The following is a 24,842-nucleotide window of genomic DNA, read 5'->3' as shown; positions in this document are numbered from 1 at the left end:
ACACATGAAGATTGTGCGAAGCGATCAGATATCGATATCGCAATTAACTGTTTTAAACACGTCCATGATTCTCGGACTGTCCATCCTCACGCTGCCAAGGGCTACTTCGGAGAAGATCGGTACCCCGGATGTATGGATCAGCATCATCATAGCGGGTTTCATCTCTGTGGCGCTAGCCGTTATCTGTGCGAAGGTAAGCCAACGGTTTCCCGGAAAGACATTTTTTGAATACAATCAGCAGATTGTCGGCAAAGCAATAGGGATTGCTTTCAGCCTGGTGTTCTGCGTTTACTACATTTTGATGGCTGCCTTCGAGGTACGCATGCAAGCCGAGGTGATCAGGCAATTTCTATTAGATCAAACGCCGATTGAAGTGACAATGATCACTTTTCTGTTTGTTGCCGGTTATTTGCTTCTGGGACAAATAAATCCTATTGCTCGACTTATGGAATTTTTATTGCCGGTTACCTATATAAGCATTTTGTTTGTTATGCTGCTCAGCGTCCAAGACTTTGACGTCGATAAATTACGCCCGGTTCTGAGCGAAGGGATGCGCCCTGTTTTTAACGGCCTTCTTTCGACAGCACTTTCTTATTCAGGCTTTGAATGTATTATGGTGTTCTCCGCTTTCGTGGATAAGCCCCAAAAAATGGTGCGTTCCGCCATCATCGGCGTTGCTCTGATCATTGTCCTGTACACGATAAATTCAGTTATTGTTATTGATGTATTAGGCGTCTCAGAATCCAGCACGTTAACCTGGCCGACTTTGGAACTCATTAAAAACGTGGAAATGGCAGGGTTCTTTTTAGAAAATTTTGAGGTCATTTTTATCGGTGTCTGGCTAGTTGAAATTTTTACTACGTATATCATTTCCCATTACATCGCAAGTCTTGGAATAAGCAAACTGTTTCGCATCAATATCAACTACGTACACATCGGTTTGTTGGTTGTTATTTATATCATTGGCATTTATCCAAGCGATTTGAACGGCAGTATAAAACTCGGAGAACTTATTGGCAATATATCGTTAGTCACGGCAGGCGTCATGCCGATCTTATTGCTGCTCATTGCTTCACTTAGAAAAAGGAGACAAACCCCGTGAAAACTTGTGCAAAACGGAATGTCTTACTTCTCTCCATGCTGTTGCTGCTTGTACTCCCAGGGTGTTGGGATAAACGGGAAATCGAACAGATCGGCATGGTCGCCGGAATCGGACTCGATCAAGGGGAAGATTCAGCCGACCATCGGATAAAAATGACGCAACAATTCGTCAATACGACCATCGGAACGAAGGAGGGGATCGTGAAAGGCTATTTTAACCTTACGGATGAGGGCTCCAATATATTTGAAATCATTCGAAGAACGTCATCTCGAACAGATCGGTCCCCGTATTATACGCATTTGAAGGTCATCATTTTAAGCGATAAGATTACGTCTGCCTCTCAGTTGATGGACTTAATTAACTTTTTTCAAAGAGATCATGAGATGAGACGAACCGTTCGTGTGTATTTTTCCAAAGGACTTGCGAGAACAGCGCTCGAAAAAAAGACGGAAAACAAAGAGATTCCGGCTTTTAATATTTTTTATAAATCGCGAAATCATTACAAAACGCTAGAAATCCCTCGTCAGGTGACCTTGGGGGAGATGTCCGTCAATCTGTCTAGTGGCCAAAGTTTCCTCGTTCAGGAAATTGATCTTACGAACGAATCCGAGATGCATGGAGCAGCTATTGTTTCAGGAAAAAAGACGCGGTTAGTCGGTTGGTTAGATAAAGAGGAAGTGTCGGGAATCAATTGGGTGTTGGGAACCGGAAATGGAGGTAGAGGAGGGATCTTAACGGTAGTTGATAAGAAAACAAAGAAAGAGTTGGTCTATGAAGTTAATGAAATAAACACCAAAATTAAACCGAAGGTGGAAGGGGAACAGATTTCCTTTCTAGTTTCCATTGAATCCGAAGGCCGACTTGGAGAAGACTGGACGGTAAACGATGCATTTAAAGAGGATTTTATTAAAAAAGCGGATGCGCTGATAGCAGATGAGGTCAAACGGATTGCAGAACAGGCTATTGCCAAAATTAAAGACACCTATAAAGTGGATGTTGCTGGCTTTGGTGAACAATTCAGGATCAAGAACTACAAGGAATGGAAGAAAGTAAAGGATGACTGGGACGAAGCGTTCAGCCGTTCAAACGTAGAGGTAGAGGCAAAAGTGCACATTAGGGAGTTTGGATCGAAAGGAAGGAAGGTTCCCAAGGTTCCCAAAAACTAAGACAACCATAGGGTAGGAATTTGAAAAGTCTGCGCAAAGCCAATACGTTCTTAACGGCTTTGCGCAGACTCTTGCCGTTTATTTAATCAATTCGATATCTATTGATTTCCCGTTTACTGCATCAAGCTCTACAGTCGTTGTCCCAGGACTTGCGCTAACTACCCGCGCCTCGCTGCTTGCATTTTTCAGGTGCCACGCCCCTTTTAATATAACCGTGGCCTTTGACATCGCACTCGGCGTTAACAAACCGGTAAGACGCAGATCAGGATCCGCAACGCTTAGCACAATATTGTCGGAACTTAATGACTGGACCATCGCCATGATGGGGATGCTGCTGCTTTGAATCAGGCCTTGATTGACCGGCACATGGCTGTTAAAGATGGCATAGCCGGTAACTTCCTTCCCAGGCTCTGTGTTTTTGACAATATGGGCGTCGCTATTTTTTTGCAAAACCGTGTATTGCGTGTTGTTCGCGAACGCGGCCGTCCCCTGTGCTCCTGCCCCTACTTTAATGGCATATTCGTAACCTGCCGATGCTGGAGCAGAACCGTGATTGATATAGGCCGTGGTGTAGCTGCCGGACGTATCTTTCGTGCCAGCGCTGTTTCTAGAGTTTTGCGTACCACGCATAATGACAGTTCCAGCCGCATTCGGCAGCACATATCCGTTCCCATAAGGGTCTACGATCCAAGCCGGGGTTGGACTTGTAATTGTACTCGTATAAGTGGCATGAGTAACCGAGGTGGTGGAATTATACCAGAATGGCATCGCACTGTTTGGCATATACGATTGAAATAGGGTAGTTTCCGTATTGTGGAGGGAATCTGTGTTTTGAATATCGGAGCCTAAGCTAATCATTTTATCGCCAAAAAAGAAGACAGATTTGTTGGCTCGGAAACTGGAGTCAAAGACGGTATCATGCAGTTTCATAGCGAAAACGCCATATTTATTTTGAGAGGACACACCGCCTACGAAGGTGCTATCTGTGAAAAGCCTCATCTGATCAGCTTTTTGTGCTAACTCAGCCAGAGACAAGTGCTTGACTGTTGTGCCAGGCCAGCGGCTCCAATCCCATCCAGCGTCAAGATGAATTCCGCTTTCGACGATTCCGGAAGTCAGTCCGTTCTTCACGATCTGCATATTGCCGTAATTCTGATATGCGCCATACACATTTTGATTGCTGGCAGATTCGAAGTTCCAAGCATATTTGCTCCAGCCTTTTATTCCGATCAGCAAGTCATTTACTCGATTAACAGCCATTGCACCATAGGGCATGACCCGGTATCCTTGTGGATTGGCTTTCGGCGGAACCCCCGCCTTCGACAATTTGTCTGCAAGCTGCAAGCCGCCAAGCGTATCCATATACTCAACACCGTACGAGTCGGCTTGTTTGAACAGGCCCTGCAGCAACTTGGATTGCGGATTCCAAAGTCTTGTGAAGGTGGAAGCAAGTTCCGTATCGATGGGGGTATTGGCCATGGCGAGATAGGAATATGCCAGCAAACTTGTCAGCGGGCTGGTCGTATTGGGGAAACGTCCGGTTGCCCCAACGGGCATGGTGTAGGTATTGGAGGTCAGCTCTAGCGTAAGCAAGGCTTTTTTGATGTTACTCTTTGCACCATCGGACAGGGCATAAGGAGTACCGCTCAGGAGGTAGGCAATCAATGAAGCCGTCTGCATCGCATGATCCCCATAGGCATTCATATAGACGCCGCGATGATGGAAAAGGGTGCCGTCAGGCTTAATCGTATCGGCGAAACCAGGTGCGATTTGCAGCGCTTGTTCGTACAGGCCGACGAGGCCTTTCATGTACTGAGCTTTTTTAGGGGTATTATCCATACCAAGCACGTAAAGTAAGTCATACATGAATTTTGTTCGGATTTCATCTGCCGTTGTCTCTTCGTAAACGGAATTATCGAATGTTTTACCGAAATTCGTGTACCAGAATATGGTGTTGAGCTCCCGTTCGAAAATACCTGCCGCCTCTAGCTCATTGCGCATAAGATAGACGGCATGAAAGTACCCGCTGTGCCTGTTTGCTTCATGATCCTGAGTGCCGATGGCACTTCCGTTCGCCCATCCTTGGTCGTTCATATAATCGAGTACATCGATCACTTTTTGCTTGCTTAACAGATTGCCGTTGATTTTGTAATCGAAAACGAGCGGCAGCAGCACGGTTTGGCTGACATCATCGCCGAATTTAAGCGAATGCGGGTCTGCGTTTGCATAAAGCGCTTCTCCGGTCATTGTACCATCAGGGTGTCTGACGATATGCAGCGCGTTGTAAGCAGCAAGCCCCGCTCGAATGAAGCTTTGGAGGGCATCATATCTCATTTTGAGCGGCCCGGTTAACTGTGCGTACTGCAGGGCATCTCCATAAATCCACTTCTCATATCGGCTTGAGATCGTATCAAAGGCATTAATTTCCTGCGGAGTGATAGTCGCTGGCAGCGGGAGCGTAGGTTGTTGTTGACTGTAGTAGTAGACATTATCCCATGAGCTTTGGCCAACATTCAGGCCAGTCTTGGGCATTTGATCATCTGCGGATCTTGCCGTTACCATGAAAGGCCAAAATTCCAAGTTATCGAAATAAAGGCTCCCTGATGGTACGGAGGCAGGAGGTACGATTTGCATTGCCTCGAGCGGTTCGTTCATGTTTTGCGTATAGGCAGGATTTTTACCCTCTTCTCTAAATTTGACCCAGACGGCCCGCCATCCTTTGAAATTCAGATTCACTTTGAATGAAAAATGATGGATGCCATTGTTGATTTCTGTCGTTTTGCCGAAGTTGAAAGTCACTTGATCATGGACTGGATTTTCATTATAAATCCATAACTTCATGCCGCCATGCTTGACGTTCGCTGCGGTTAGATCTGCCGGCTGTGTGTCGCGCAGTTTGGAGCCATTCGACCATGACCAGTGCAAGGAGCTGCCCCCGTGCTTGTAATGCTCTGTTGATACTTCAACCGAGCCGCCATTCTCCACGCTCCAGGTGGAAGGCAGCGCAGCGCCCTCGAACGACTCTGTGTGGGAATAATCGTCGGCTGCATGCGTGGCGCTTGGATAAGCCCCTACGCTGGACGCCAGAAGCAGCGCCGCGGCCAGAAGCCGCACGATGTGTTTTCTTCTTTTTTGCCATGTTGATCTCATACTAGTTCCTCCTTAAATTTTTTTATGACAGTGTTCTATATGGCTCGAGAATTCGTGCCTATAGTCCCCCGTTGGTAAGTACTCGTCATTATCACCTCCAAACTTATCTTGAATATCGGACGGGTATTGACTAAACATTATGAAAATTACAAAAAAATATAAAAATGCATATTTGGAACTAAAAATGGATCTATATGCTAATAAATGACAGCAGTACAAAAGACACCCATGGGGTGCCCTTTGTACTAGGTTTCATTTGAGAGCGGTCAGCATAGGAGGTTTCTGAGTCCTTATGGCGAAATAAATAGATGATTGTCTAAGAACGCCGGAGGTGGAACATGAAAGCGCTATTTATTGGAGGAACAGGAACAATTAGTTCAGCAATTACCAAACAGCTGCTGGACAGTGGATGCGAGCTTTATCTGCTGAATAGAGGCACAAGAAATGAATCGTTACCAGCGGGGGCTAACTTGCTCACTGCGGATATTCGGGATGAAGAGCATGTGGCTAGTCTAATTGAACACTTGGAGTTCGATGTTGTTGCGGATTTCATCGCGTTCGAGCCGACTCAGCTGGAAAGAGATTATCGCTTATTTCAAGGTAAAACCAAACAATTTATGTTCATAAGTTCAGCGTCTGCTTACCAAACACCGCTGTCTGACTATAGAATTACGGAAGGGACGCCTTTATCGAACCCGTATTGGGAGTACTCGAGGAACAAGATTGCTTGTGAGGATTACTTGCTCAAGATGTATCGCGACCATGGTTTCCCTATTACAATCGTAAGACCGAGCCACACTTATGATGAACGCTCCATACCGCTTGGCGTGCATGGCAGTAAAGGCAGCTGGCAGGTTGCCAAACGTATGCTGGAGAACAAGCCCGTGATCATTCATGGAGACGGTACTTCGCTGTGGACAATGACGCATAATAGTGACTTTGCTAAAGGTTTTATTGGACTAATGGGCAATATACATGCTATTGGGGAGTCCGTACATATCACTTCGGATGAGACACTGACTTGGAATCAAATCTATGAAGCCATTGCTGATGCGCTAGGAGTCAAACTGCAGGCGGTTCATGTTTCGTCCGAATTCCTGGATGCGTGCAGCACGGAGAATTACAGAGGCGGATTACTCGGAGATAAGGCGAATTCCGTTGTTTTCGACAATGCGAAACTGAAACGGCTTGTTCCGGAGTTCGTTGCGACGACTCGTTTTGATCAGGGGATTAAAGCGACAGTTGCTCATATTTTAGCTAAACCCGAGTTGCAAAGAGAAGATCAGGAATTCGATCAATGGTGCGATAAGGTGATTCGCGCTTTAGAAGCAGCTGTACAGGCAATTCGGGAATAGATTTGAAGGAGAATACGAATGAAAATCACGGTTGATATCAGGAATAACTCCAAAGTCGCTATTGTGCAGAGCGATGACATCCTCATTAGCAATGTACAGGAAGCTTTGGATTTGATGGCTTCTGTTCAATATCTGGAAGAGGCCCACAAAATTTTGATGGACAAATCCAACATATCGGAGGACTTTTTCGAGCTGAAGACCCGCCTTGCCGGTGAGATTTTGCAGAAATTTACGAACTACAAGGTTAAATTTGCGATTGTTGGCGATTTTGACGTGTATAACAGTAAAAGTCTGAAGGATTTTATCTATGAGAGCAATCAAGGAAACTCGGTTTTCTTCCTCAAAGACAAAGAGGCAGCGCTGGACGCTCTGCATAATGCCGATTAAGGTTATTTCGTTCCTAATGCACGTTAAACGAAAAAAAGCACCGTTCCTCCACATTGGAAGGATCGGTGCTTTTTGCTGCTTAAAAGCGGATTAAAAATCAAAGTTGTCCGGATCGGGTCCGACACGTCGATTTTCGTTCAAGGCATCGATACGAGCCATCTCTGCATCTGTTAACGCGAAGTCAAAAACGTTGGCGTTATCGATGATGCGCTGCTCTTTGATCGACTTCGGAATTGTCACAATGCCGCGCTGCAAATCCCAGCGGAGAATGACTTGAGCAACCGATTTGCTGTGGCTAGCGGCGATGTCATTGAGAACCGGGTGATCGAATAGCTGACCCTGCATGAGCGGAGACCAAGCTTCTAGCTGAATGTTATTCGCTTTGGAGAAGGTGAGCAGCTCTTGCTGTGACAGAAGCGGGTGAAGTTCAACTTGGTTCACCATTGGCACGATTTCCGCGTCTTTCATCACATCTTCGAGATGATGAATTTGGAAGTTGCTGACACCGATTGCTTTCACGCGGCCTTCTTTGTACAGAGTTTCCAAAGCACGCCAAGCTTCTTTATATTTCCCTTTGACCGGCCAGTGAATGAGGTACAGGTCAAGATATTCCAGACCCAGCTTGGATAAGCTGGCTTCGTAGGCGGCAATTGTCGATTCATAACCAAGATCTGCGTTCCACACCTTGGAGGTTACGAACAGATCCTCTCTAGCGAGTCCTGTTTCCGCAAGTGCCTCGGAAATAGCTTGTCCAACACCGGCCTCATTCCCATAGATGGCGGCTGTATCAATACTGCGGTAGCCATTACGAATGGCTGCTTTGACGGAGCTTACTACCTCTGAACCTTCTTCTACTTTGAAAACACCTAACCCGAACCATGGCATTTGAACGCCGTTCAACAGGGTTGTTGTGGATTGTAAATGGTTGATCGTCATGCGTAATTCCTCCTCATGTAACTGTTTATATGTTGGCCAACCGGCCGTCATCGCATCATAAATCCTCACCATCAGTAGGATGTCACCTGTTGGCAATTGCTATTATGAACGTTTCATGAGGAGATGAAAAGTACGTACTTTTTAGTACGATAGTTACTCTTCTGTGACTATTGGCGCTTAAGTGATCCCATATTCCTCGATTTTACGGTACAAAGTCGTCCTTCCAATCTGCAATTTGGCGGCAGCTTTGCTGAGATTCCACTCAGAGGCGGCCAGCGCCATCTTGATCGCTTTAATTTCCGCCTCTTTGAGCGTTAGAGGGTGATCTTCGCTAGGGGATTCGCTCATCGTCTCATCCACTTGCGCAGCCTCCAACATTAGATGATCAGCATCAATCGGCTGATCGCCAGCCAGGAAGATCGCTTGCATCAGAATGCCGCTCAGCTCTCTGATATTGCCTGGCCAGTTGTAGGCCAGCAGCTTGCGTTTGGCGGCTTCCGTGAAGGCACAGCATGGCGATGCATGCTTCTGGAGCAGATGATGCGCCAATGCCAGGATATCGCTTCTTTCCCGTAGAGCCGGCAGCGTAACCGGGATGCCCTTCAGCCGATAATAAAGATCGGCCCGGAATCCGCCCGCCTTCACTTCTGCGGCCAAATCCTTATTCGTTGCGGCAATTACGCGCACATCAACGGCTTTGCTCTTCGCACTCCCAACCGGAGTAATCCGCCCGTCTTGGAGCACACGCAAAAGCGCAGCTTGCGCCCGAAGGGGCATATCGCCGATTTCATCAAGGAAAATCGTGCCTTTATGCGCGGCCTCGAATTTCCCGATATTGCCCTCCTTGCTTGCACCTGTGAAAGCGCCGCGGGCATAGCCGAACAATTCGCTCTCGACCAGGCTGTCTGGGATGGCGCTGCAGTTAAGTGCAATGAACGGCGCTCCCGACCGGGCACTTGCCGTATGGATGGATTGGGCGAACAATTCCTTGCCGACGCCGCTTTCGCCCAAGAGCAGAACAGGGAAGTCCGCGGTTGAAGCCTTCTGGGCTAACTCTTTCCTCTGCAGGAATGTCGGACACGTGCCGACAAGATCATGAAACGTGTATAAATGCTGATCATTACTCGTCACCCTTCGAATGGAGACAGACTGCCACAGCTTTTGATGTTCATTATGTAAGGTTTGAACGGCAAAACCCTCCAGTTTCGGCATGGGCTTACCGATGACGTCGCCGCCCATGACCCGCATAGCGGCATGATTGGCGCGGAGGATACGGTTATCTCGACTGAGCGAAAGCAGGGGCAAAGGATGATGCATGGAGGAGTAGTCCAACTCTCTTAGCGTGATGAGGTGTTCCTTCTTCGACTCCTCGAGCAAAATTTTGTTTTGCAGGGATTGAGCAGCCAAACAGGCGAGGGTAAAGGTATAGGCATGGAAATTCTCTTGCTTGCCGCTAATATTGACGATTCCGATCAGCTCGCCGATCGCGTTGAAGACAGGAGCAGAAGCGCAGGTCAGGAAATGGTTCGATTTGAAATAATGCTCTTCGGCATGCACACGTACGGGCTTCCGCTCTGTAAGGGCAACGCCGATGGCATTCGTCCCTTTGCGATGTTCGGCCCAATTGGCGCCTACTTGCAGCTGAACCGCCAATGCACGCCGAGAGAAGTCGATATCTCCTGCCGTGTGAATAATGGTTCCTTCCGGGTCGATCAGCAGTGCCATCTGGCCGGATTCTTTGATGTCGGTATGCATGTGTTCGAAGATTTGCTCGGTGTATTGGATGGTTTGCTCATTTTGCTTGAGGAGAGACTGCATGTGAATTCCTGTTAAAATGTCATCGTCAATGGGGTCGGTGGGCACTAAACCAAATTCGTGACAGCGCTTCCAAGAAGCTGCCGCTGCGTTGGATAAAAAGTTATTTTCCACGGATAGCAAAAAGATCCCTCCATTGCAATCGTATCTTACCCGATCATACCATAGTTGCTTTTATTAATGGAGGGCTGCTGGCAAGAATGTCCCAAAATGGAACACATCCTTTGTATCAAAACGGAACATCGAACTTCGTACACCATTCATAAACCCCATTGTAACGGGAATTTGTCCGTTGGCACGATTCTTGCTTATCTATTTATGTATACCATTTTAAGGAGGCTGAGCGAGAATGATTTATGCACAACCTGGACAAAACGGATCCAAAGTAACATTCAAAAAACGGTATGAAAACTTTATCGGTGGACAGTGGGTTGCACCTGTTAAAGGGCAATACTTCGACAATCCGTCTCCTGTAAATAATCGTGTGTTCTGTGAGATTCCACGCTCAACTTCTGAGGATATCGAGCTGGCTTTGGATGCTGCGCATGCTGCCAAAGAGGCATGGGGGCGCACGTCAGTTGCCGAGCGCGCTGTTATTTTAAATAAAATTGCTGATCGTATGGAAGCTAATTTGGAAATGCTCGCGGTTGCCGAGACTTGGGATAACGGCAAGCCTGTTCGTGAAACGCTTGCGGCCGATCTGCCGCTGGCGATTGATCATTTCCGCTATTTCGCAGGGAGCATCCGCGCTCAAGAAGGTACGCTCAGCCAATTGGACGACAATATGGTGGCTTACCACTTTCATGAGCCGCTTGGCGTCGTCGGGCAGATCATTCCGTGGAACTTCCCGCTGCTGATGGCGACGTGGAAGCTCGCTCCAGCGCTTGCGGCAGGCAATGCCGTTGTTCTCAAGCCAGCTGAGCAAACGCCGGCTTCCATTCTGGTGCTGCTCGAACTTATTCAAGATTTGCTGCCGCCAGGCGTCGTTAATGTCGTTAACGGCTTCGGCCTTGAAGCGGGCAAACCGCTAGCCTCAAGTAGCCGTATCTCGAAGATTGCCTTTACGGGAGAAACGACAACAGGCCGTTTGATTATGCAATATGCTTCGCAGAATTTGATACCGGTTACCTTGGAGCTGGGCGGTAAGTCTCCGAACATCTTCTTTGAAGATGTGCTTGCGCGGGATGACGCTTTTTACAATAAAGCGCTTGAAGGTTTTGCTATGTTCGCTCTCAATCAAGGGGAAGTGTGTACGAGCCCGTCACGCGCATTGATTCAGGAGTCGATTTACGATCAATTTATGGAGAGAGCTCTGAAGCGGGTCGCTTCGATTACACAGGGCAACCCACTTGATACAAATACTATGATTGGGGCACAGGCCTCGACGGAGCAAGTTGAGAAAATCATGAGCTATATCAACATCGGCTCGCAAGAAGGTGCGGAATGTTTGATTGGCGGTGACAGAGGGAAAGTGGAAGGGGAGCTCTCGGAAGGCTACTATATCCAGCCGACTGTTCTTAAAGGGAATAACAAGATGAGAATTTTCCAAGAGGAAATTTTCGGCCCTGTCCTTGCGGTTACGACGTTCAAGAACCAGGAAGAAGCCTTGGCTATAGCGAACGACACGCTCTATGGTCTTGGAGCAGGCGTATGGACGCGTGATATGAATACTGCCTACCGGATGGGCCGGAGCATTGAAGCAGGACGCGTATGGACGAATTGCTACCATGCCTACCCTGCCCATGCAGCTTTTGGCGGATATAAGACTTCAGGCATCGGCCGCGAGAATCACAAAATGATGCTGTCCCACTACCAGCAAACCAAAAACTTGCTCGTCAGCTACAGTCCTGAAGCATTGGGCTTCTTCTAAGAGAGCCGCCGCGATGAAAGAGGCAAGCAAGGTCGTTGCTACTGAGGCTGCTCTGGAGCTAATTGAAATCGTAAAAGCCAAGCATGGCCCGGTTATGTTTCATCAATCCGGCGGCTGCTGCGACGGAAGCTCTCCCATGTGTTATGCGCAGGGGGAGTTCCTGATCGGTGACAGCGACGTTTGGTTGGGAGATATCGGCGGCGCCCCTTTTTATATGAGTAAATCCCAGTACGATTATTGGAAAAACACGATGCTGATCATCGATGTGGTTCCCGGCAGGGGCGGCATGTTTTCGCTCGAAGGCCCGGAGGGCCGGCGGTTTTTGACGCGTTCGCGGATGTTTACGGAGGAGGAGCGGCACGAGTTAGGTTTGTAAAAAGTGTACGTTGGACCTGGCGATGGTTTATCGCTGGGTCTTTTGCGCTTTTTCATGCTGGATTTTACATTAAAAGTACGAATATACTATTGGTAAGCGATTTCATTCTTTAAAAGGAGGCGTTTGCGGATGGAAATTTCATTAGGTGCACTGCAGGATCACAGAATGCAGCTTACCCCACATATGCGGCAGTCTATGGAAATCCTCCATATGTCCTCCTTGGATCTGCATGAGTTGGTAAAGCAGCAAGCGAATGAGAATCCTTTTATTGAACTTAAGCATAGAAATCCGGCAATCCGTAATATCAGCGGTTCTAATCCAGATTGGCGGCTTAATGTCGATCCTAGCGCTGCGCCTACGTTAGAGTCGGTTTTACTAGAACAGATAGCCTGTATGAATTTGGACAGTAGACTAAAGGGGCCATGCAAATGGATCATCGGAAATTTGGATGCAAAGGGCTACCTTCCCTATACGAGAGATGAAATTTCCGCTATTCAAGGCTCCTCGTTGGAGCATGTGCGTCAAGCTGTTCAAATCATCCAGAGCTTAGAACCATACGGTGTAGGGGCTTCAACCTTAGCGGAATGCCTTCTCCTCCAATTGCAGCAGTTGAAGGGAATAGACCCCTTGGTGGCAGATTTAATCCAACAGGATTTGCCCGATATTGCCGCTGGCAGGCTTCATCAGTTAGCGGTGAAATACGATACAGAGCCATCCCGCATCCAAGCGGCGATTAAACAGATAAAAGCGCTCAATCCGAAGCCTGGAGCCATGTACAGCAGAGAGCAGCCGCAGTATGTAATACCAGATCTTACGTTGAAGCTGGTAGAGGGGACTTACACTGTTTTTCTTGAAAATGCTGCAATTCCGGGCATTACGCTCAGCGATTCTTATCTTCGTCTGATGGAGCAGAAGGCATCGCAAGATGTATTCCGCTACTTGAAGCAGCAATGGCAGGCCGCAAGGGGGCTTATGGACAGCATTGAGCGAAGAAAAGCTACGCTGCTGCAAACAGCAAGCCTTATGTTCGAGCTCCAGGCCGATTTTTGCGCGAAGGGCACCGCTCATATCGGGCCGATGACGATGAAGCAGGTGGCTGAAGCGCTGAAAGTACATGAATCCACCGTGAGCCGTACGGTCAGCCGGAAGTACGTTCAAACCCCGTGGGGGATATTTGAGCTGAAATATTTCTTCTCCTCTTCGATGAAGAAGATCGATGGAACAACGGTTTCTTCTTTTTACATGAAGGAAAAGCTTCGTGAAGCGATTGCAGGAGAAAACCGAGACCAGCCTTTCTCGGATCAACAACTATCTGAGCTTTTAATCAGCAAGGGGCTCGTCATTTCACGCCGAACAGTGGCTAAATATAGAGAACAGATGAATCTTCCACCTGCTCTAAAAAGACGATTTAACGTTTGAAGGTTAAACTTTAAAGTTTAAGATTTGAGGTTTAAATCTTAAAGTTTAAGGCATGAACTTTACCGTTTAAAGTTTAAACTTTAGACTTTAAACTTTATTCCAGTGAAAGCGTAAAATTAACGAAATATTCCAAATACCCACTCATTCTACGTTCCTATTGCGAATAGGTATATAGATTCAAATCAAGGTAGGAGAGGGGAATTGACTTGACAAAGAACGAAGTCTTAACCACTACCATCACACTGTCCATTGATAACGGCAGCAGTCATGTCAAGGTCATCTATGACCATTTGGACTGTAGCTTCATTTTCCCTAATGTACTTGCACAACCGTTTGGTGAACGATTTCTTTTGATGGAACAAGGTGATCCCCTGGATTTCCTCGACGTTCAAATTACATCGCCTGCCATTGAAAGCGATCAGTACCGACACGTTTATGTGGGGAATCTCGCCATTGGCGATGAAGGTATTCTTCATGAGATTGTCGGAGATAAAGCTGTGCAAAAGAAAGCCCAGAGACCGGAGACCATGGTGACGCTCCTGACGGCTGCCGCTTATGCCATTGCCAAACAACATGAGGACGCAATCAAACGGGGTAAAAAGCGGATCAAAGCTGCCGTAAACCTGGGCACTGGCCTGCCGATTCGCGAAATTACGAAATTCCGCGATGAATTTGCCCGTAAAATCACCGGAGGTGTCCACTCCGTCACGTTCGTAACGACCCCTGTTTTCAAAGGGATCACAGTTGAAATGGAATTTTCGCTTCCAACCGACATCAGTATAGACGATGTATCCGGCGTTTATGATCTGGAAGCAACTTCGAAATCCCATCTGTCGCACAAGGGCTTTGGCATTGCCGATGTCGGCGGCGTAGATATGGATATCGCTTTCTTCCGACCAGGCCTGGATCTGGATCAAAGGCACTCCACCGGCGCCAAAATCTATCTCAACGATGCACTGGAGAGCATTCGTAATGAGGTGAATGCGCAAGGTGAGGAGCTGCTTGCAAGCACAGCCGAATTGACGCTTATGCTCGTCAACAAAGAGTATGAGATCTATGCCGAAGGCAAGGTCGTGTTTGATATGACGAGCCTGATCAACAAGCACATGCGCATATTAGCGGAGAAGGTGCTGAAGTTCGCCCGCAGCTCCTGGAAGCACGTTCGTTATGCGAATGAGTTCTGGTTTATCGGCGGCGGAGCTGTTGTTTTGCAGCCTTGGATTGAGAAAATAAACGCCGAGCTGGGCCTGCCTATTCGGTTTGATACAGCCGAGCACAGCCAATTCCGGAATGTGCGAGGCACGTTCCTCATGCTGGACCACGCCCTGCAACATGCGGACGAAGTCGCGGCAGGCACAGATGCCAAAGGAGTCTCCGAGAACGGGAGCGGTCAGGATTGAAAAAACGCCGATCCACCGTCTACGTTCGCTCTGGCAAGGATGTAACTTTGTATATTCCATCAGATACGCCCACTGAGGTCATCGATTATTTAAACCAGTTGAAGATGGATGGCTATTTTAGCCAAGGTATTATAGATATTTTAACGAAATATGTTCGCGAAGAGCGCCTGTCTGCATCTGCAACAACTGAAATCGAAATATTTCCCGGGAAAGAAATGTTCCACGATATAGACAAAGTCAGCCCTCCCGCAGGAATAGAGGAGATCGATCCCAAGGTAGAATTGGACGAGCCTTTAGAGCCTACTCAAGCAACAGGTGCGGAAGGGGAACAGAAGAAATTCAGCTTGGCACAAATATTCCGGCAGTCCCGGCAAAATTCAGGGAAGCTAGTGCCTACTTCGGATCATGGAAGGGAGCCTGAGTAGGGGGAACTCCATGATTCAGGATAAGGAGGACACCTAATGGATAACAATCAGGGGAAAGAAGCAGCTAGGCATTTTACATTGACTGATGATATATTTCGTTATCCTGGCATGGATGTTTATTCGCAAATGACTGTAATCGTATTGAAATGCTTCTCCTCAGAAGCAAACGTCCCCGATTTGGTTGATATTGCAAAACTGGGCCGGATGAATCTGAAGCAGGCAACGAAGGCGATGCAGAATCTCGTCGAGATGAAAATTATTTCCCAGAAAATGTTTCGCCGATTGGTCGGTGATTTTCAGGACGATCGGTTATCCTGGGCGGCCAAAGGTTTGCTTGCTTTTTGCAAAGAACATCCTAAGATTGATTTAACCGACTTATTGGATCTCTCCAGTGAGTCAGGCGAGGACGAGAGCAGCATCCGCAAGGCACTTACGGAACTGCACCAGTATGGTTACTTGGATGAGTATCCAGTCTGGAGTCAAATTGCGAACTGAGCAAAATTCATGATCAAAAAAAAGCTATTCCCCATAATCGTGAGGATAGCTTTTTTGGCATGCTGTTTTTCTTTATGCTTTTTTCAGCAATAAGTAGATGAAATAAGGTGCGCCGATCAACGCGACCATAATACCGGCGGCAATCCCATCGGGGTCGAGCAAATTGCGACCGACGGTATCAGCCAGCAGCAGCAGCCATCCGCCGATTAGAACAGCTACGGGAATGAACAGCTGATTCCTTGGCCCGACCAAAGCTTTCGCGATATGCGGAGCCATAAGCCCGATGAAGGTAATGCCTCCCGTGACGGAAACGGCTGAAGCCGCAAGTGCGACAGCGGTAAGAAGTAGGACGATACGCTCTTTTTCCACCGACACACCAACGCCGATTGCGACAGGCTCATTAAGACCAAGGAGATTTAACCGGTTGGCTTTATACAAGGTGAATGGGATGAGCACGATAAGCCACGGCAGAAGCGCCCAGATGAACGGCCAGTCGGTTCCCCAGATGTTGCCTGCCAGCCATTTGGCGATAAAGTCCACCTTCGCACGTTCTGCGGATGAGATGATGACAATCATGATGCCGGATAAGGCCATGGAGAAGCCAATGCCCATTAACACTAATCGGACGGGTTGAAGACCTTCTTTTCGACTATAAGAAAGCAAGTAAATGCAGGCAGCGGTTAGCAGAGCTCCAATAAAAGCGAATAGCGGTAGAAAATATACGAAGGAGCCTGCTTTTACCGGGAAAAACAGAAAAAAGACGGCAACGGCGACACCCGCACCGGAGTTTATTCCAATAATGCCGGGGTCAGCTAAATCATTGCGTGTAACACCCTGCAGGATCGCGCCAGATAGAGCAAGCGCCATGCCGGCCAATAAGGTAATCAGAATCCGGGGTAATCGAATTGAAAATAAGACAAAATGTTCTTTGAAGGTCCCCTGACCAAACAGGGTAGGGAGCAGCCGGTTATAGGACAACGACGAGTAGCCTAGACCCATACCGATCACAATCGTAACAATGATAAGTGCTAGAGCCCCAACTACGAGCAGGCGTTGTTTTCTGAGAATGGATGGATGAATCATGGGAAGGCTTTGCCCCCTTTGCGTACGATAAACAGGAAGAAAGGTAAGCCTAACATCGCCACAATGGCCACTACAGGCGTTTCGTACGGCGCATTCATGGTACGCCCGAGTGTATCTGCGAGCAGCATGAAGGTACCGCCTGAGACCGCGGACATTGGAATAATGAACCGGTAATCGGTGCCTACGATGGCACGTACGACGTGCGGTATCATAAGCCCAATGAAGGCCATATTGCCGACCAGGGCAACGGATGCGCCTGCCAGCAGAATAATGATGATGAAGAGAATGGCCTTAATTTGCGCCGTTTTCTGCCCTAATCCAACAGCCACCTCTTCGCTTAAGCTAAGAATAGTAAGCTGCCTGGAGAGCAGGAGAGATACCAGCGACCCCACAACGATAAAAGGCACGATCACTTTCAACTGGTCCCATGACGCCCCGATCAATCCCCCTGCTGTCCACATGGTGACATCTTTTGAGATTTTGAAATACAGGCCGAGCCCCTCGGAAACGGCGTATAAAAAGGCGGAGATCGCAGCTCCGGCGAGTACGATGCGGATGGGTGAGAATCCGCCTTTTTTCATCGCTCCAATGCCAAAAACCAGAAGCGCTCCTATGGCCGCTCCAATGAAACAAGCGAGCATGATGCCCAAGTAGCTTGTTGACGGGAATAAAGCAATGGTTAGGGCGAGTGCTGCGTTAGCACCTGCCGTTAGCCCTAGCAAACCGGGGTCTGCTAACGGATTTCGAGTAATCCCTTGCATAATGGCGCCTGAGACGCCTAAAGCCGCGCCAACGAAAATCCCCGCGATTTCGCGGGGTAATCGAATTTCACGGATGATCGTAATCGCATCACTTGTGGTGTGTGAAGTTAGTGCCAGCCAGACATCCGAGAGGGTAGCATCTGCTGCCCCAAACACCATAGCAACAACAAACATTCCCACAAACACAAGGAGCCCAAGGGCAAATTTATAACCAAATGAAATGGATTGTTTCATCCGAGACGGCTCCTTCGTGATGTTATTTAAGCAAATTTTTGATGAAGAAATCTAGTTGGTATTCCAGCGTTAACGGATCGTTAAAGTAGAAAACTTTGGCGTTAGCTTCATAAACGTGGCCGTTTTTTGCAGCCGTTGTATTTTTGTATGTCTCCGTTTGTTGGAAAGAGTTGTCGGCATCCGGGTTTTTGCTGAAAATCACGTAGTCGCCCATGAATTGCGGCAGAACTTCCGTCGACAAAGCATAATAGCCTTCTTTCAGAGCTGTTTCCTTCACTTTGGCAGGCATAGGCAATTTCATTTCCTGATAAAGAATTTCCGTCCCACGCCCCCAGTTATCGCCATATACGTAAAGCTGTTTGTCGAAGCTCTCGATGACGGAAATGGTTTTGTCTGTGCCGATTTTGGCTTTAATGTCAGTACCTGCTTTTTGTGCGCGTTTCTTGAAGTCGTCAACCCAAGCTCTCGCTTCGCTTTCTTTGTTCAGAAGTTTTCCGATCTCGATATGTTGGGTTAGATAGTCAACTTTGCCATACGTGTATGTAACGGTTGGAGCGATTTGCTTCAGCTTATCCATATTTTTGATCGTGGATAAACCGATAATGAGATCGGGTTTTAGTTCAATGATTTTTTCCAAATTTTCATCTGAAACTTCCTGCACATCTTTTAGGGTTTTGTCAAAGTTAGGATTAGCTTTGGACCATGACTCCACACCGACAAGCTTCACATTTAACGCCATTACGTTTCCTGCAAAAGCAGAAAGGACAATAACACGCTGTGGATTGGCAGGCACTTCAACGGGCCCATCTTCGGACTGATACGTAATTGTTTTGGACCCAGCCGCAGTTGAAGCAGCCGGTGTTGCAGAGCCATCTTCTTTTTTAGGTGCTGCAGCTCCGCAAGCGCTAGTAGCTAGTACTAGGATGAAGAGCAGGAATGGAATCAGTAGTTTTTTCACTTGAGTTGTCTCCCTTTAGTAAATTGTAAGTAATGCACATGGGTTTATGGGTCCGAGGATCTCTTCCGATCTCCGCATCAATGTGGAAAACTTGCTTGAGAACTTCAGGCTGCATCACTTCTTCGCAATCGCCGGCTTTGACAATTTCGCCATCTTTCAAAGCGATGATGTAATCCGCGAAGCGGGCGGCTTGGTTCAAATCGTGCAGCACCATCACAATCGTTCGGTCTTGTTCCCGATTCAAGCGCTGCAATAGCTCCAGCACCTCTAGTTGATGGGCCAAGTCCAAGTAGGTCGTAGGCTCATCCAGAAAAATAATATCGGTTTCCTGGGCGATTGCCATCGCAATCCAAACGCGCTGCCGTTGACCGCCGGATAAGGAATCAACAGGCCTGTATTTGAAATCTTGGGTGCCTGTCACTTCGAGCGCCCAGTCGATGGCGTCATAGTCCTTTTTTGTCAATCGGCCAAAGCCGGTTTGATAAGGGAAGCGGCCATAAGACACTAATTCGCCAACGGTCAATCCGCTGGCGCTATCAGGAGTCTGTGGCAGTATCGCCATTTTTTTAGCGAGAACTTTGGTGTTTTCTTTCGAGATGAGCGCTCCGTCCAGTACGATACGACCGGATTGGTGAGGAATAATTCGTGTTGTTGCTTTTAAAAGAGTGGATTTGCCGCAGCCGTTAGCACCGATAATGGTCGTAATTTTTTTGTCGGGAATGGCAGCACTAAGATTTTTGACAATCGAACGTTCTCCATAACCAATGTTGAGTTCATCTATATACAGGCGAACCATAAGACACCTCCATGATGTCATCGATAGTGATAATCATTATCATCACGACAACTAAACATACTTTAAGGCACCAGATTAAGGTTGTCAATGATTATTTTGTTGTCAAAAGAAAAAAATAGCTTTATATTTAATTGATAATGATAATCAATTGCATGCGAGTAAAGAGGAGTGAATATTTATGAATAATCAGGAATTGTTTGATGTCACGATCATCGGAGGAGGCCCGGCAGGGCTTTACTCTGCTTTCTATAGCGGCTTGAGAGAAATGAAAACGAAGATTATTGAGTATCAGCCACAGCTTGGCGGCAAAGTGCATGTCTACCCGGAAAAGATGATCTGGGACGTTGGCGGCCATACGCCGCTGCCTGGCGCAAAGCTGATCGAGAAGCTTGTCGAACAAGGATTAACCTTCTTCCCGGAGGTTGTCTTAAGTGAGAAAGTCGAGTCGATCAGGCGCAATGAAGACGGGATCTTTGAACTGCTCACTGCATCCGGTGTTAAGCATTTGTCGAAAACAGTGATAGTCGCCGTAGGCGGGGGCATTCTCAATCCCAAAAAGCTGGAAATCGAGGGCGCGGAGCGGTATGAGGTATCTAATTTGAACTATACGGTAAAATCTCTGGAGCGCTTTAAGGGTAAAACGGTCGTCATCTCTGGAGGCGGTAACTCAGCTGTTGACTGGGCTAATGAGCTGGAGCCTGTGGCTGGAAAAGTCTATTTAACATATCGCAAGGATGCGCTCTCCGGTCATGAAGCTCAAGTGAAGCAGCTTTTGGAAAGCTCCGTGCAATGCATTTTCAATTCGTCCATTTCTAAATTAATTGCCGGCGCAAATCACGAAACGATAGAACATGTACAGCTTGAGAACCACGAAACGGGTGAAATTTCGTATTTGGAAATTGATGAAGTCATCATTAATCACGGCTACGAGCGAGATACGACTTTACTTCAAAATAGCGAAGTGACGATCGAGATCGTAGACGATTATTATATTAAAGGCAGCGCAGCGAGCGAATCTTCTATCGAGGGGATTTATGCAGCTGGAGATATTCTCAATCATGAGGGGAAAGTCCACCTGATCGCAGGCGCGTTCCATGATGCAGCGAATGCTGTAAATAAAGCGAAACAATACATACAGCCAGGCGCCTACAAGTATGCTATGGTTTCTTCGCATAATGAAGTTTTCAAAGAACGAAATCGGGAATTAGTGAAACAAATGTTCAGCTAGCAGGAGAGTAGGTCCTCTAATTGTCAAAGAGCTAGTGAACCATGCAATATATGAGAAAAATACAGGTAAGGCCCACGTTTACAAATTTTTCCTAACAAAAGACGACAAGATTCCTTGGCATTCCCGAAAAATACTATAATCTTGCTCCCCTCACTTCGACAGCTATTCCAAGCGGGGTGTTGTACTATTTTAGTACATACATCTAGGAGGTGCAGTGGTTGATAGATAAGACTATAAAGAGCAGAGCAGTCATGTTTGTGAAAAGTGAAATGGAGCGGGTTGTGAGGGATTTGGAAAGTGGGATCATCACTAGGGATCAAGCTATTGGCAGTTTGAATACACTTTTCAACATCGCCTCCGGGATTGAAGATACGATGCAAATGCAAATGATATGCAGGATGATTTCCTACATACGAACGACAAGCTTTTACGGCCAAATCAAGAAGATGTATGCGAATAAAATGTTTCATGATCAGCCAGCACCATCTTCAGCACCTGTACAAGTACCAGCTGCTGAAGAAATAGCAGTCTCTTCTATGAAAATTCTCGAGAAGATCGTTCGATAAACATGTTAGGGGTTCTACATAAAAAAGCCTTCAATCCAACGGTAGAAATGGAACGAAGGCTTTTTGACATTCCGTTCGGTCTTTAGTTGTTCGTTGGTTGGTCAGTGAAAATGTGGAAGCCTACGCCAAACTTGTCGACGACTTGGCCATATGCAGGGCTGAAGTGGGATTCTGACAGTGGGATGATGACGCGTCCGCCATCTTCCAGTGCATGGTAGATCGCTTTGGATTTCTCAACATCCTTGATCGAAATGCAAATGGTAACATTGGCACCCTTCTGAACAGGTTGTCCAGGGAAGGCGTCGGACAGCATCAGACGCGTATCGCCTACCATCAGCATCGCATGTCCGATAAGTTCATTTGCTTCTGAAGGGAGCGGGTAGTCAGGATTTGCAGGCATTTCACCAAATGTTTGTACGAAAACTTGTTGGGCACCTAATGCCTTCTCATAGAATTGGATGGCTTCCTTAGCGTTTCCTTCCATAACTAAATAAGGGTCTAAGCGTAATGTCATCAACCTTCAGCTCCTTGGGTTAAATTTGATTAGGATCATTGTTAAAAAAAACCTTACCTCTTATTATTAACACAAAACGCGAGAAAAATAAAGAACATATGTTCGATTTATTTGTAAATCTTTCATGAAACACTGGAAGCTCACTCCTCTTGTGTTCATGGACGATTTTTGGCACAATAATAAGTAGATGGTAAGCTTCGGCTGTTTCATAGAATTTGGACTGTAAGTGAAAGTCTTGAAAAGAGGATAACACATGAATAAAGGATCCATTTATGGATTAACGTTTGATCAATTAGTGGCTTGGCTCGCTGAAAAAGGGTTCAAAAAGTCGCGGGCTTTACTTGTATGGGATTGGCTGTATCGGAAGCGGGTAACCTCGTTCTCGGAGATGACGGATGTTAAACAGGACTGTCTTCAGGTGTTAGGGGATCATTTCGCCATCCAAACCTTGACGGAGCATCTGAAACAAGAGTCAGCGGACGGGACAATCAAATTCCTGTTTAAATTGATGGATGGCAACCTGATCGAAACCGTGCTGATGCGACATAAATACGGGCTGTCCGTATGTGTAACAACACAAGTTGGCTGCAATATCGGGTGCAGCTTCTGTGCCAGCGGTCTGTTGGCTAAGAGCCGTGATCTGACGAGCGCAGAAATCGTGGAACAAATTATGAAGGTTCAGCTTCATTTGGACGGCAAGGGCGCGAACGAGCACGTTAGCCACATTGTGGTGATGGGAATTGGCGAGCCTTTCGATAACTTCAAGAACATGGTTGATTTCATCCGCGTTGTGAAGGATCAGAAGGGCCTTGATATTGCGGCTAGACATATCACCGTTTCCACAAGTGGTCTTGCTGATAAAATCAGAGAATTCGCGGATTCCGATTTGAAGACGAACCTCGCGATTTCCTTGCATGCCCCGACGAACGAGCTTCGGACGCGGATTATGAAAATTAACAAAGCGATTCCGATTGAAAAGTTGATGAGTTCGATTGAGTACTATTTGGAGAAAACAAACCGGAGAATCACGATTGAGTACATTTTGCTGAAAGACGTGAATGACGGCAAGGAGCATGCGATCCAGCTGGCTGAGCTGATTCAGCACATCCGCCAACTCGCCAATGTGAATCTTATCCCGTACAATCCGGTGGATGAGCATAGCCAGTACCAACGGAGCGAGCGGGAGTCCGTGCGGGCTTTCTATGATACGCTCAAAAAGCAAGGCATTTCCTGCAGTGTCCGTCTAGAACACGGAACTGATATTGATGCCGCTTGTGGACAATTACGCAGTAAACAGATCAAGAAATCCACAGAGGATAACTTGGTTGCTCAATAAAAAAGAACCTTCCAGGCCACAATTTCGTGGTTTGGAAGGTTTTTTTTCAATACTTGCTAGTTTCCCGACCGCGCATAAACATTAAGGCCAAACCGGCAACAATGAGCAGAGCGGCGAAGATAGGCTGATTGTGGAAAATGCCGGAGAAGAGCGATCCGATCGAGAAAATCGCAAAGAACAAGAGGGACAATACGGTCAAAATGTTGATCGGAATAAGCAGCCATTTGTTGCGTCCTCCGAACCAATACAGCTCGAACAAACCGACGGCGACCGCAAGCATAAAGCCAGGCCACATGAGATGCCAAATGTCGAACAGCATGGATATTTGGCAAACGACTCCTGCTGTAAGCAGAATGCCGCCTGGGACTAGCACCCCTACGCCTCTGCGATGCATGATGAAGAAGTACAGCCAATGAAAGAACACACCGACGGGAATGATGAAAAAGGTTGGCCAGAAGTATTCAAAAATGGTGCCCGTGCTGAACGTGATTTCCCCTTTTAGAAACAAGAAGATGCCTAAAAGAATCAAGATTGGGCCAAGAAAAGCGCTGCGATTCATATTCACTATTTTCACTCCCATAGAATTATTCATTACATCTAGCATATCACGGTGCAAGAAGCGCGTCCTCTTGCTTAGGTATAGGAACTTCTCGGTCTCCAGACTGATTTTGCCCCACCGAATTTCTACATGGTAACTTCATGCTGGAGCTTCCTCCCTCTTTTATGAATGAAAACGACTCGAGCGTACACAATATAACGAGCTGTTTCCAATTTATATGAAAAGGAGAATTTACCTATGCAAGGCAAGTTGATCAAGTTAACACTGCTGTCTCTCTCTATTGCTTTCAGTACGGCTCCACTTCGGGCAGAAGCGCATATGGATGACCGTGCAGTATCTGCTAAGCAGATGATGTACACGCAATCGATGGTACAGTTGAAAGGCGATCTAAGAAGACTATGGCTGGATCATGCGATTTGGACACGCAACTACGTGGTGAGCGATCTTGCCAATCTAGAAAATAAAGATAAAACTTTAGCCAGGTTGTTAAGAAATCAGAAGGATATTGGGAATGCGATTAAGCCATTCTACGGGGAGGCTGCCGGGAATCAGCTGGGTGATCTGTTGACGGAGCACATCGTGCTTGCCGGCAAGGTGGTGGATGCGGCGAAAAGCGGGAATACGGCTGAGTTCGACAAAGTTAACAAAGAGTGGTACCGCAACGCTGATGATATCGCCACCTTTTTAAGTAAAGCTAATCCGAATTGGCCGATGAAGACAGTGCAGGATTTGATGTATGTTCATTTGCAAATGTTGACGGAAGATGTAAAAGCCATGCTGGCCAAGGATTGGGATGCGGATATCCTGTGGTTCGATAAAAACGCGGATCATCTTACAATGATCGCCGATGTGCTGACGGACGGCATTATTAAGCAATTTCCGCAAAAGTTTAAGTAGAAAGTGAAAAAGGG

General features: G+C 47.0%; 23 protein-coding genes. 14 read left to right on the top strand and 9 right to left on the bottom strand.

Going from position 1 to position 24,842, the window contains the following annotated elements; translation table 11 throughout:
• Nucleotides 1-4 precede the first annotated feature (4 nt).
• Together GON05_RS06900 and GON05_RS06895 are read left to right on the top strand one after the other, a co-directional pair.
• Nucleotides 5-1,102: a GerAB/ArcD/ProY family transporter gene (locus GON05_RS06900; RefSeq protein WP_157318431.1), complete on the top strand. Its 1,098-nt coding sequence runs from the start codon at nt 5-7 to the stop codon at nt 1,100-1,102.
• Nucleotides 1,099-2,268, top strand: a complete 1,170-nt coding sequence (locus tag GON05_RS06895; protein ID WP_157318430.1) for a Ger(x)C family spore germination protein — start codon at nt 1,099-1,101, stop codon at nt 2,266-2,268. The genes GON05_RS06900 and GON05_RS06895 overlap by 4 nt, the downstream gene beginning before the upstream one ends.
• A 78-nt stretch (nt 2,269-2,346) precedes the next feature.
• On the opposite strand, the gene GON05_RS06890 is transcribed toward GON05_RS06895, so the two are convergent.
• The gene (locus GON05_RS06890; protein WP_157318429.1) at nt 2,347-5,418 is read right to left on the bottom strand and encodes a chondroitinase family polysaccharide lyase; all 3,072 of its coding nucleotides are present in this window, start codon (nt 5,416-5,418) and stop codon (nt 2,347-2,349) included.
• Between the two features lie 338 nt (nt 5,419-5,756).
• Here GON05_RS06890 and GON05_RS06885 point away from each other — a divergent pair, with 338 nt between their 5' ends.
• Together GON05_RS06885 and GON05_RS06880 are read left to right on the top strand one after the other, a co-directional pair.
• On the top strand, nt 5,757-6,773 hold the full coding sequence (locus tag GON05_RS06885; RefSeq protein ID WP_157318428.1) for an SDR family oxidoreductase: 1,017 nt from the start codon (nt 5,757-5,759) through the stop codon (nt 6,771-6,773).
• Between the two features lie 18 nt (nt 6,774-6,791).
• The gene (locus tag GON05_RS06880; RefSeq protein WP_127453987.1) at nt 6,792-7,160 is read left to right on the top strand and encodes a DUF4180 domain-containing protein; all 369 of its coding nucleotides are present in this window, start codon (nt 6,792-6,794) and stop codon (nt 7,158-7,160) included.
• A gap of 90 nt (nt 7,161-7,250) precedes the next feature.
• On the opposite strand, the gene GON05_RS06875 is transcribed toward GON05_RS06880, so the two are convergent.
• A complete protein-coding gene (locus GON05_RS06875) occupies nt 7,251-8,096 on the bottom strand; it encodes an aldo/keto reductase (RefSeq protein WP_157318427.1) in 846 nt (281 codons plus the stop codon).
• A 177-nt stretch (nt 8,097-8,273) separates the two neighbouring features.
• Nucleotides 8,274-10,025, bottom strand: a complete 1,752-nt coding sequence (locus GON05_RS06870; RefSeq protein ID WP_309492211.1) for a sigma-54-dependent Fis family transcriptional regulator — start codon at nt 10,023-10,025, stop codon at nt 8,274-8,276.
• 235 nt (nt 10,026-10,260) lie between these two features.
• On the opposite strand from GON05_RS06870, the gene adh reads away from it, so the two are divergent.
• The 6 genes from adh (at nt 10,261) to GON05_RS06840 (ending at nt 15,896) form a co-directional block, all read left to right on the top strand.
• Nucleotides 10,261-11,781 (top strand): aldehyde dehydrogenase, encoded by a 1,521-nt coding sequence (gene adh / locus GON05_RS06865; RefSeq protein WP_157318426.1) that lies wholly within the window; start codon nt 10,261-10,263, stop codon nt 11,779-11,781.
• A 13-nt stretch (nt 11,782-11,794) separates the two neighbouring features.
• A complete protein-coding gene (locus tag GON05_RS06860; RefSeq protein WP_157318425.1) occupies nt 11,795-12,157 on the top strand; it encodes a DUF779 domain-containing protein in 363 nt (120 codons plus the stop codon).
• Between the two features lie 129 nt (nt 12,158-12,286).
• Entirely contained in the window at nt 12,287-13,576 is a 1,290-nt protein-coding gene (rpoN, locus tag GON05_RS06855) for an RNA polymerase factor sigma-54 (RefSeq protein ID WP_157318424.1), read from the top strand.
• 206 nt (nt 13,577-13,782) lie between these two features.
• Nucleotides 13,783-14,976 (top strand): ParM/StbA family protein, encoded by a 1,194-nt coding sequence (locus GON05_RS06850; protein ID WP_157318423.1) that lies wholly within the window; start codon nt 13,783-13,785, stop codon nt 14,974-14,976.
• A complete protein-coding gene (locus tag GON05_RS06845) occupies nt 14,973-15,401 on the top strand; it encodes a hypothetical protein (RefSeq protein ID WP_157318422.1) in 429 nt (142 codons plus the stop codon). The genes GON05_RS06850 and GON05_RS06845 overlap by 4 nt, the downstream gene beginning before the upstream one ends.
• A gap of 36 nt (nt 15,402-15,437) precedes the next feature.
• Nucleotides 15,438-15,896 (top strand): hypothetical protein, encoded by a 459-nt coding sequence (locus tag GON05_RS06840; protein WP_127453974.1) that lies wholly within the window; start codon nt 15,438-15,440, stop codon nt 15,894-15,896.
• Nucleotides 15,897-15,968: 72 nt separating this feature from the next.
• On the opposite strand, the gene GON05_RS06835 is transcribed toward GON05_RS06840, so the two are convergent.
• The 4 genes from GON05_RS06835 to GON05_RS06820 are packed head-to-tail and all read right to left on the bottom strand — an operon-like array spanning nt 15,969 to nt 19,728.
• A complete protein-coding gene (locus tag GON05_RS06835) occupies nt 15,969-16,979 on the bottom strand; it encodes a FecCD family ABC transporter permease (RefSeq protein ID WP_157318421.1) in 1,011 nt (336 codons plus the stop codon).
• Nucleotides 16,976-17,974 (bottom strand): FecCD family ABC transporter permease, encoded by a 999-nt coding sequence (locus tag GON05_RS06830; protein WP_157318420.1) that lies wholly within the window; start codon nt 17,972-17,974, stop codon nt 16,976-16,978. Before GON05_RS06830 ends, GON05_RS06835 begins: the two co-directional genes overlap by 4 nt.
• 22 nt (nt 17,975-17,996) lie before the next feature.
• Nucleotides 17,997-18,932, bottom strand: coding sequence for an iron-hydroxamate ABC transporter substrate-binding protein (locus GON05_RS06825; RefSeq protein WP_181646523.1), 936 nt, complete (start codon nt 18,930-18,932; stop codon nt 17,997-17,999).
• Complete coding sequence (locus tag GON05_RS06820; protein WP_157318419.1) at nt 18,880-19,728, bottom strand: ABC transporter ATP-binding protein; 849 nt, start codon at nt 19,726-19,728, stop codon at nt 18,880-18,882. Before GON05_RS06820 ends, GON05_RS06825 begins: the two co-directional genes overlap by 53 nt.
• A 178-nt stretch (nt 19,729-19,906) precedes the next feature.
• Here GON05_RS06820 and GON05_RS06815 point away from each other — a divergent pair, with 178 nt between their 5' ends.
• Together GON05_RS06815 and GON05_RS06810 are read left to right on the top strand one after the other, a co-directional pair.
• Nucleotides 19,907-20,956 (top strand): NAD(P)/FAD-dependent oxidoreductase, encoded by a 1,050-nt coding sequence (locus GON05_RS06815; RefSeq protein WP_157318418.1) that lies wholly within the window; start codon nt 19,907-19,909, stop codon nt 20,954-20,956.
• 218 nt (nt 20,957-21,174) lie between these two features.
• Entirely contained in the window at nt 21,175-21,522 is a 348-nt protein-coding gene (locus GON05_RS06810; RefSeq protein WP_157318417.1) for a hypothetical protein, read from the top strand.
• A gap of 82 nt (nt 21,523-21,604) precedes the next feature.
• On the opposite strand, the gene GON05_RS06805 is transcribed toward GON05_RS06810, so the two are convergent.
• Nucleotides 21,605-22,036, bottom strand: a complete 432-nt coding sequence (locus GON05_RS06805; RefSeq protein WP_157318416.1) for a VOC family protein — start codon at nt 22,034-22,036, stop codon at nt 21,605-21,607.
• A gap of 253 nt (nt 22,037-22,289) precedes the next feature.
• Here GON05_RS06805 and rlmN point away from each other — a divergent pair, with 253 nt between their 5' ends.
• Nucleotides 22,290-23,372 (top strand): dual-specificity RNA methyltransferase RlmN, encoded by a 1,083-nt coding sequence (gene rlmN / locus GON05_RS06800; RefSeq protein WP_157318415.1) that lies wholly within the window; start codon nt 22,290-22,292, stop codon nt 23,370-23,372.
• A gap of 46 nt (nt 23,373-23,418) precedes the next feature.
• Here the strand turns inward: rlmN and GON05_RS06795 are convergent, their stop codons facing one another.
• Nucleotides 23,419-23,931, bottom strand: a complete 513-nt coding sequence (locus GON05_RS06795; protein WP_157318481.1) for a hypothetical protein — start codon at nt 23,929-23,931, stop codon at nt 23,419-23,421.
• 237 nt (nt 23,932-24,168) lie between these two features.
• Between GON05_RS06795 and GON05_RS06790 the strand changes: the two genes are divergently transcribed.
• Nucleotides 24,169-24,828, top strand: a complete 660-nt coding sequence (locus GON05_RS06790) for a glycosyltransferase (protein ID WP_157318414.1) — start codon at nt 24,169-24,171, stop codon at nt 24,826-24,828.
• Nucleotides 24,829-24,842: the final 14 nt, after the last annotated feature.

Source organism: Paenibacillus anseongensis (assembly GCF_009757995.1).
Lineage (GTDB): Bacteria > Bacillota > Bacilli > Paenibacillales > NBRC-103111 > Paenibacillus_E > Paenibacillus_E chondroitinus.
Note: the sequence above shows the minus strand (reverse complement) of the source record. Positions and strands in the feature narration are given on the sequence as shown.

Excerpts from the sequence above, each read along its gene's own strand:
- GON05_RS06900 (WP_157318431.1), top strand. The coding sequence starts at position 5 with ATGAAGATTGTGCGAAGCGATCAGATATCGATATCGCAATTAACTGTT.
- GON05_RS06890 (WP_157318429.1), bottom strand. The coding sequence starts at position 5,418 with ATGAGATCAACATGGCAAAAAAGAAGAAAACACATCGTGCGGCTTCTG.
- GON05_RS06885 (WP_157318428.1), top strand. The coding sequence starts at position 5,757 with ATGAAAGCGCTATTTATTGGAGGAACAGGAACAATTAGTTCAGCAATT.
- GON05_RS06880 (WP_127453987.1), top strand. The coding sequence starts at position 6,792 with ATGAAAATCACGGTTGATATCAGGAATAACTCCAAAGTCGCTATTGTG.
- GON05_RS06875 (WP_157318427.1), bottom strand. The coding sequence starts at position 8,096 with ATGACGATCAACCATTTACAATCCACAACAACCCTGTTGAACGGCGTT.
- adh (WP_157318426.1), top strand. The coding sequence starts at position 10,261 with ATGATTTATGCACAACCTGGACAAAACGGATCCAAAGTAACATTCAAA.
- GON05_RS06860 (WP_157318425.1), top strand. The coding sequence starts at position 11,795 with ATGAAAGAGGCAAGCAAGGTCGTTGCTACTGAGGCTGCTCTGGAGCTA.
- rpoN (WP_157318424.1), top strand. The coding sequence starts at position 12,287 with ATGGAAATTTCATTAGGTGCACTGCAGGATCACAGAATGCAGCTTACC.
- GON05_RS06840 (WP_127453974.1), top strand. The coding sequence starts at position 15,438 with ATGGATAACAATCAGGGGAAAGAAGCAGCTAGGCATTTTACATTGACT.
- GON05_RS06835 (WP_157318421.1), bottom strand. The coding sequence starts at position 16,979 with ATGATTCATCCATCCATTCTCAGAAAACAACGCCTGCTCGTAGTTGGG.
- GON05_RS06830 (WP_157318420.1), bottom strand. The coding sequence starts at position 17,974 with ATGAAACAATCCATTTCATTTGGTTATAAATTTGCCCTTGGGCTCCTT.
- GON05_RS06820 (WP_157318419.1), bottom strand. The coding sequence starts at position 19,728 with ATGGTTCGCCTGTATATAGATGAACTCAACATTGGTTATGGAGAACGT.
- GON05_RS06815 (WP_157318418.1), top strand. The coding sequence starts at position 19,907 with ATGAATAATCAGGAATTGTTTGATGTCACGATCATCGGAGGAGGCCCG.
- GON05_RS06805 (WP_157318416.1), bottom strand. The coding sequence starts at position 22,036 with ATGACATTACGCTTAGACCCTTATTTAGTTATGGAAGGAAACGCTAAG.
- rlmN (WP_157318415.1), top strand. The coding sequence starts at position 22,290 with ATGAATAAAGGATCCATTTATGGATTAACGTTTGATCAATTAGTGGCT.
- GON05_RS06795 (WP_157318481.1), bottom strand. The coding sequence starts at position 23,931 with ATGAATCGCAGCGCTTTTCTTGGCCCAATCTTGATTCTTTTAGGCATC.
- GON05_RS06790 (WP_157318414.1), top strand. The coding sequence starts at position 24,169 with ATGCAAGGCAAGTTGATCAAGTTAACACTGCTGTCTCTCTCTATTGCT.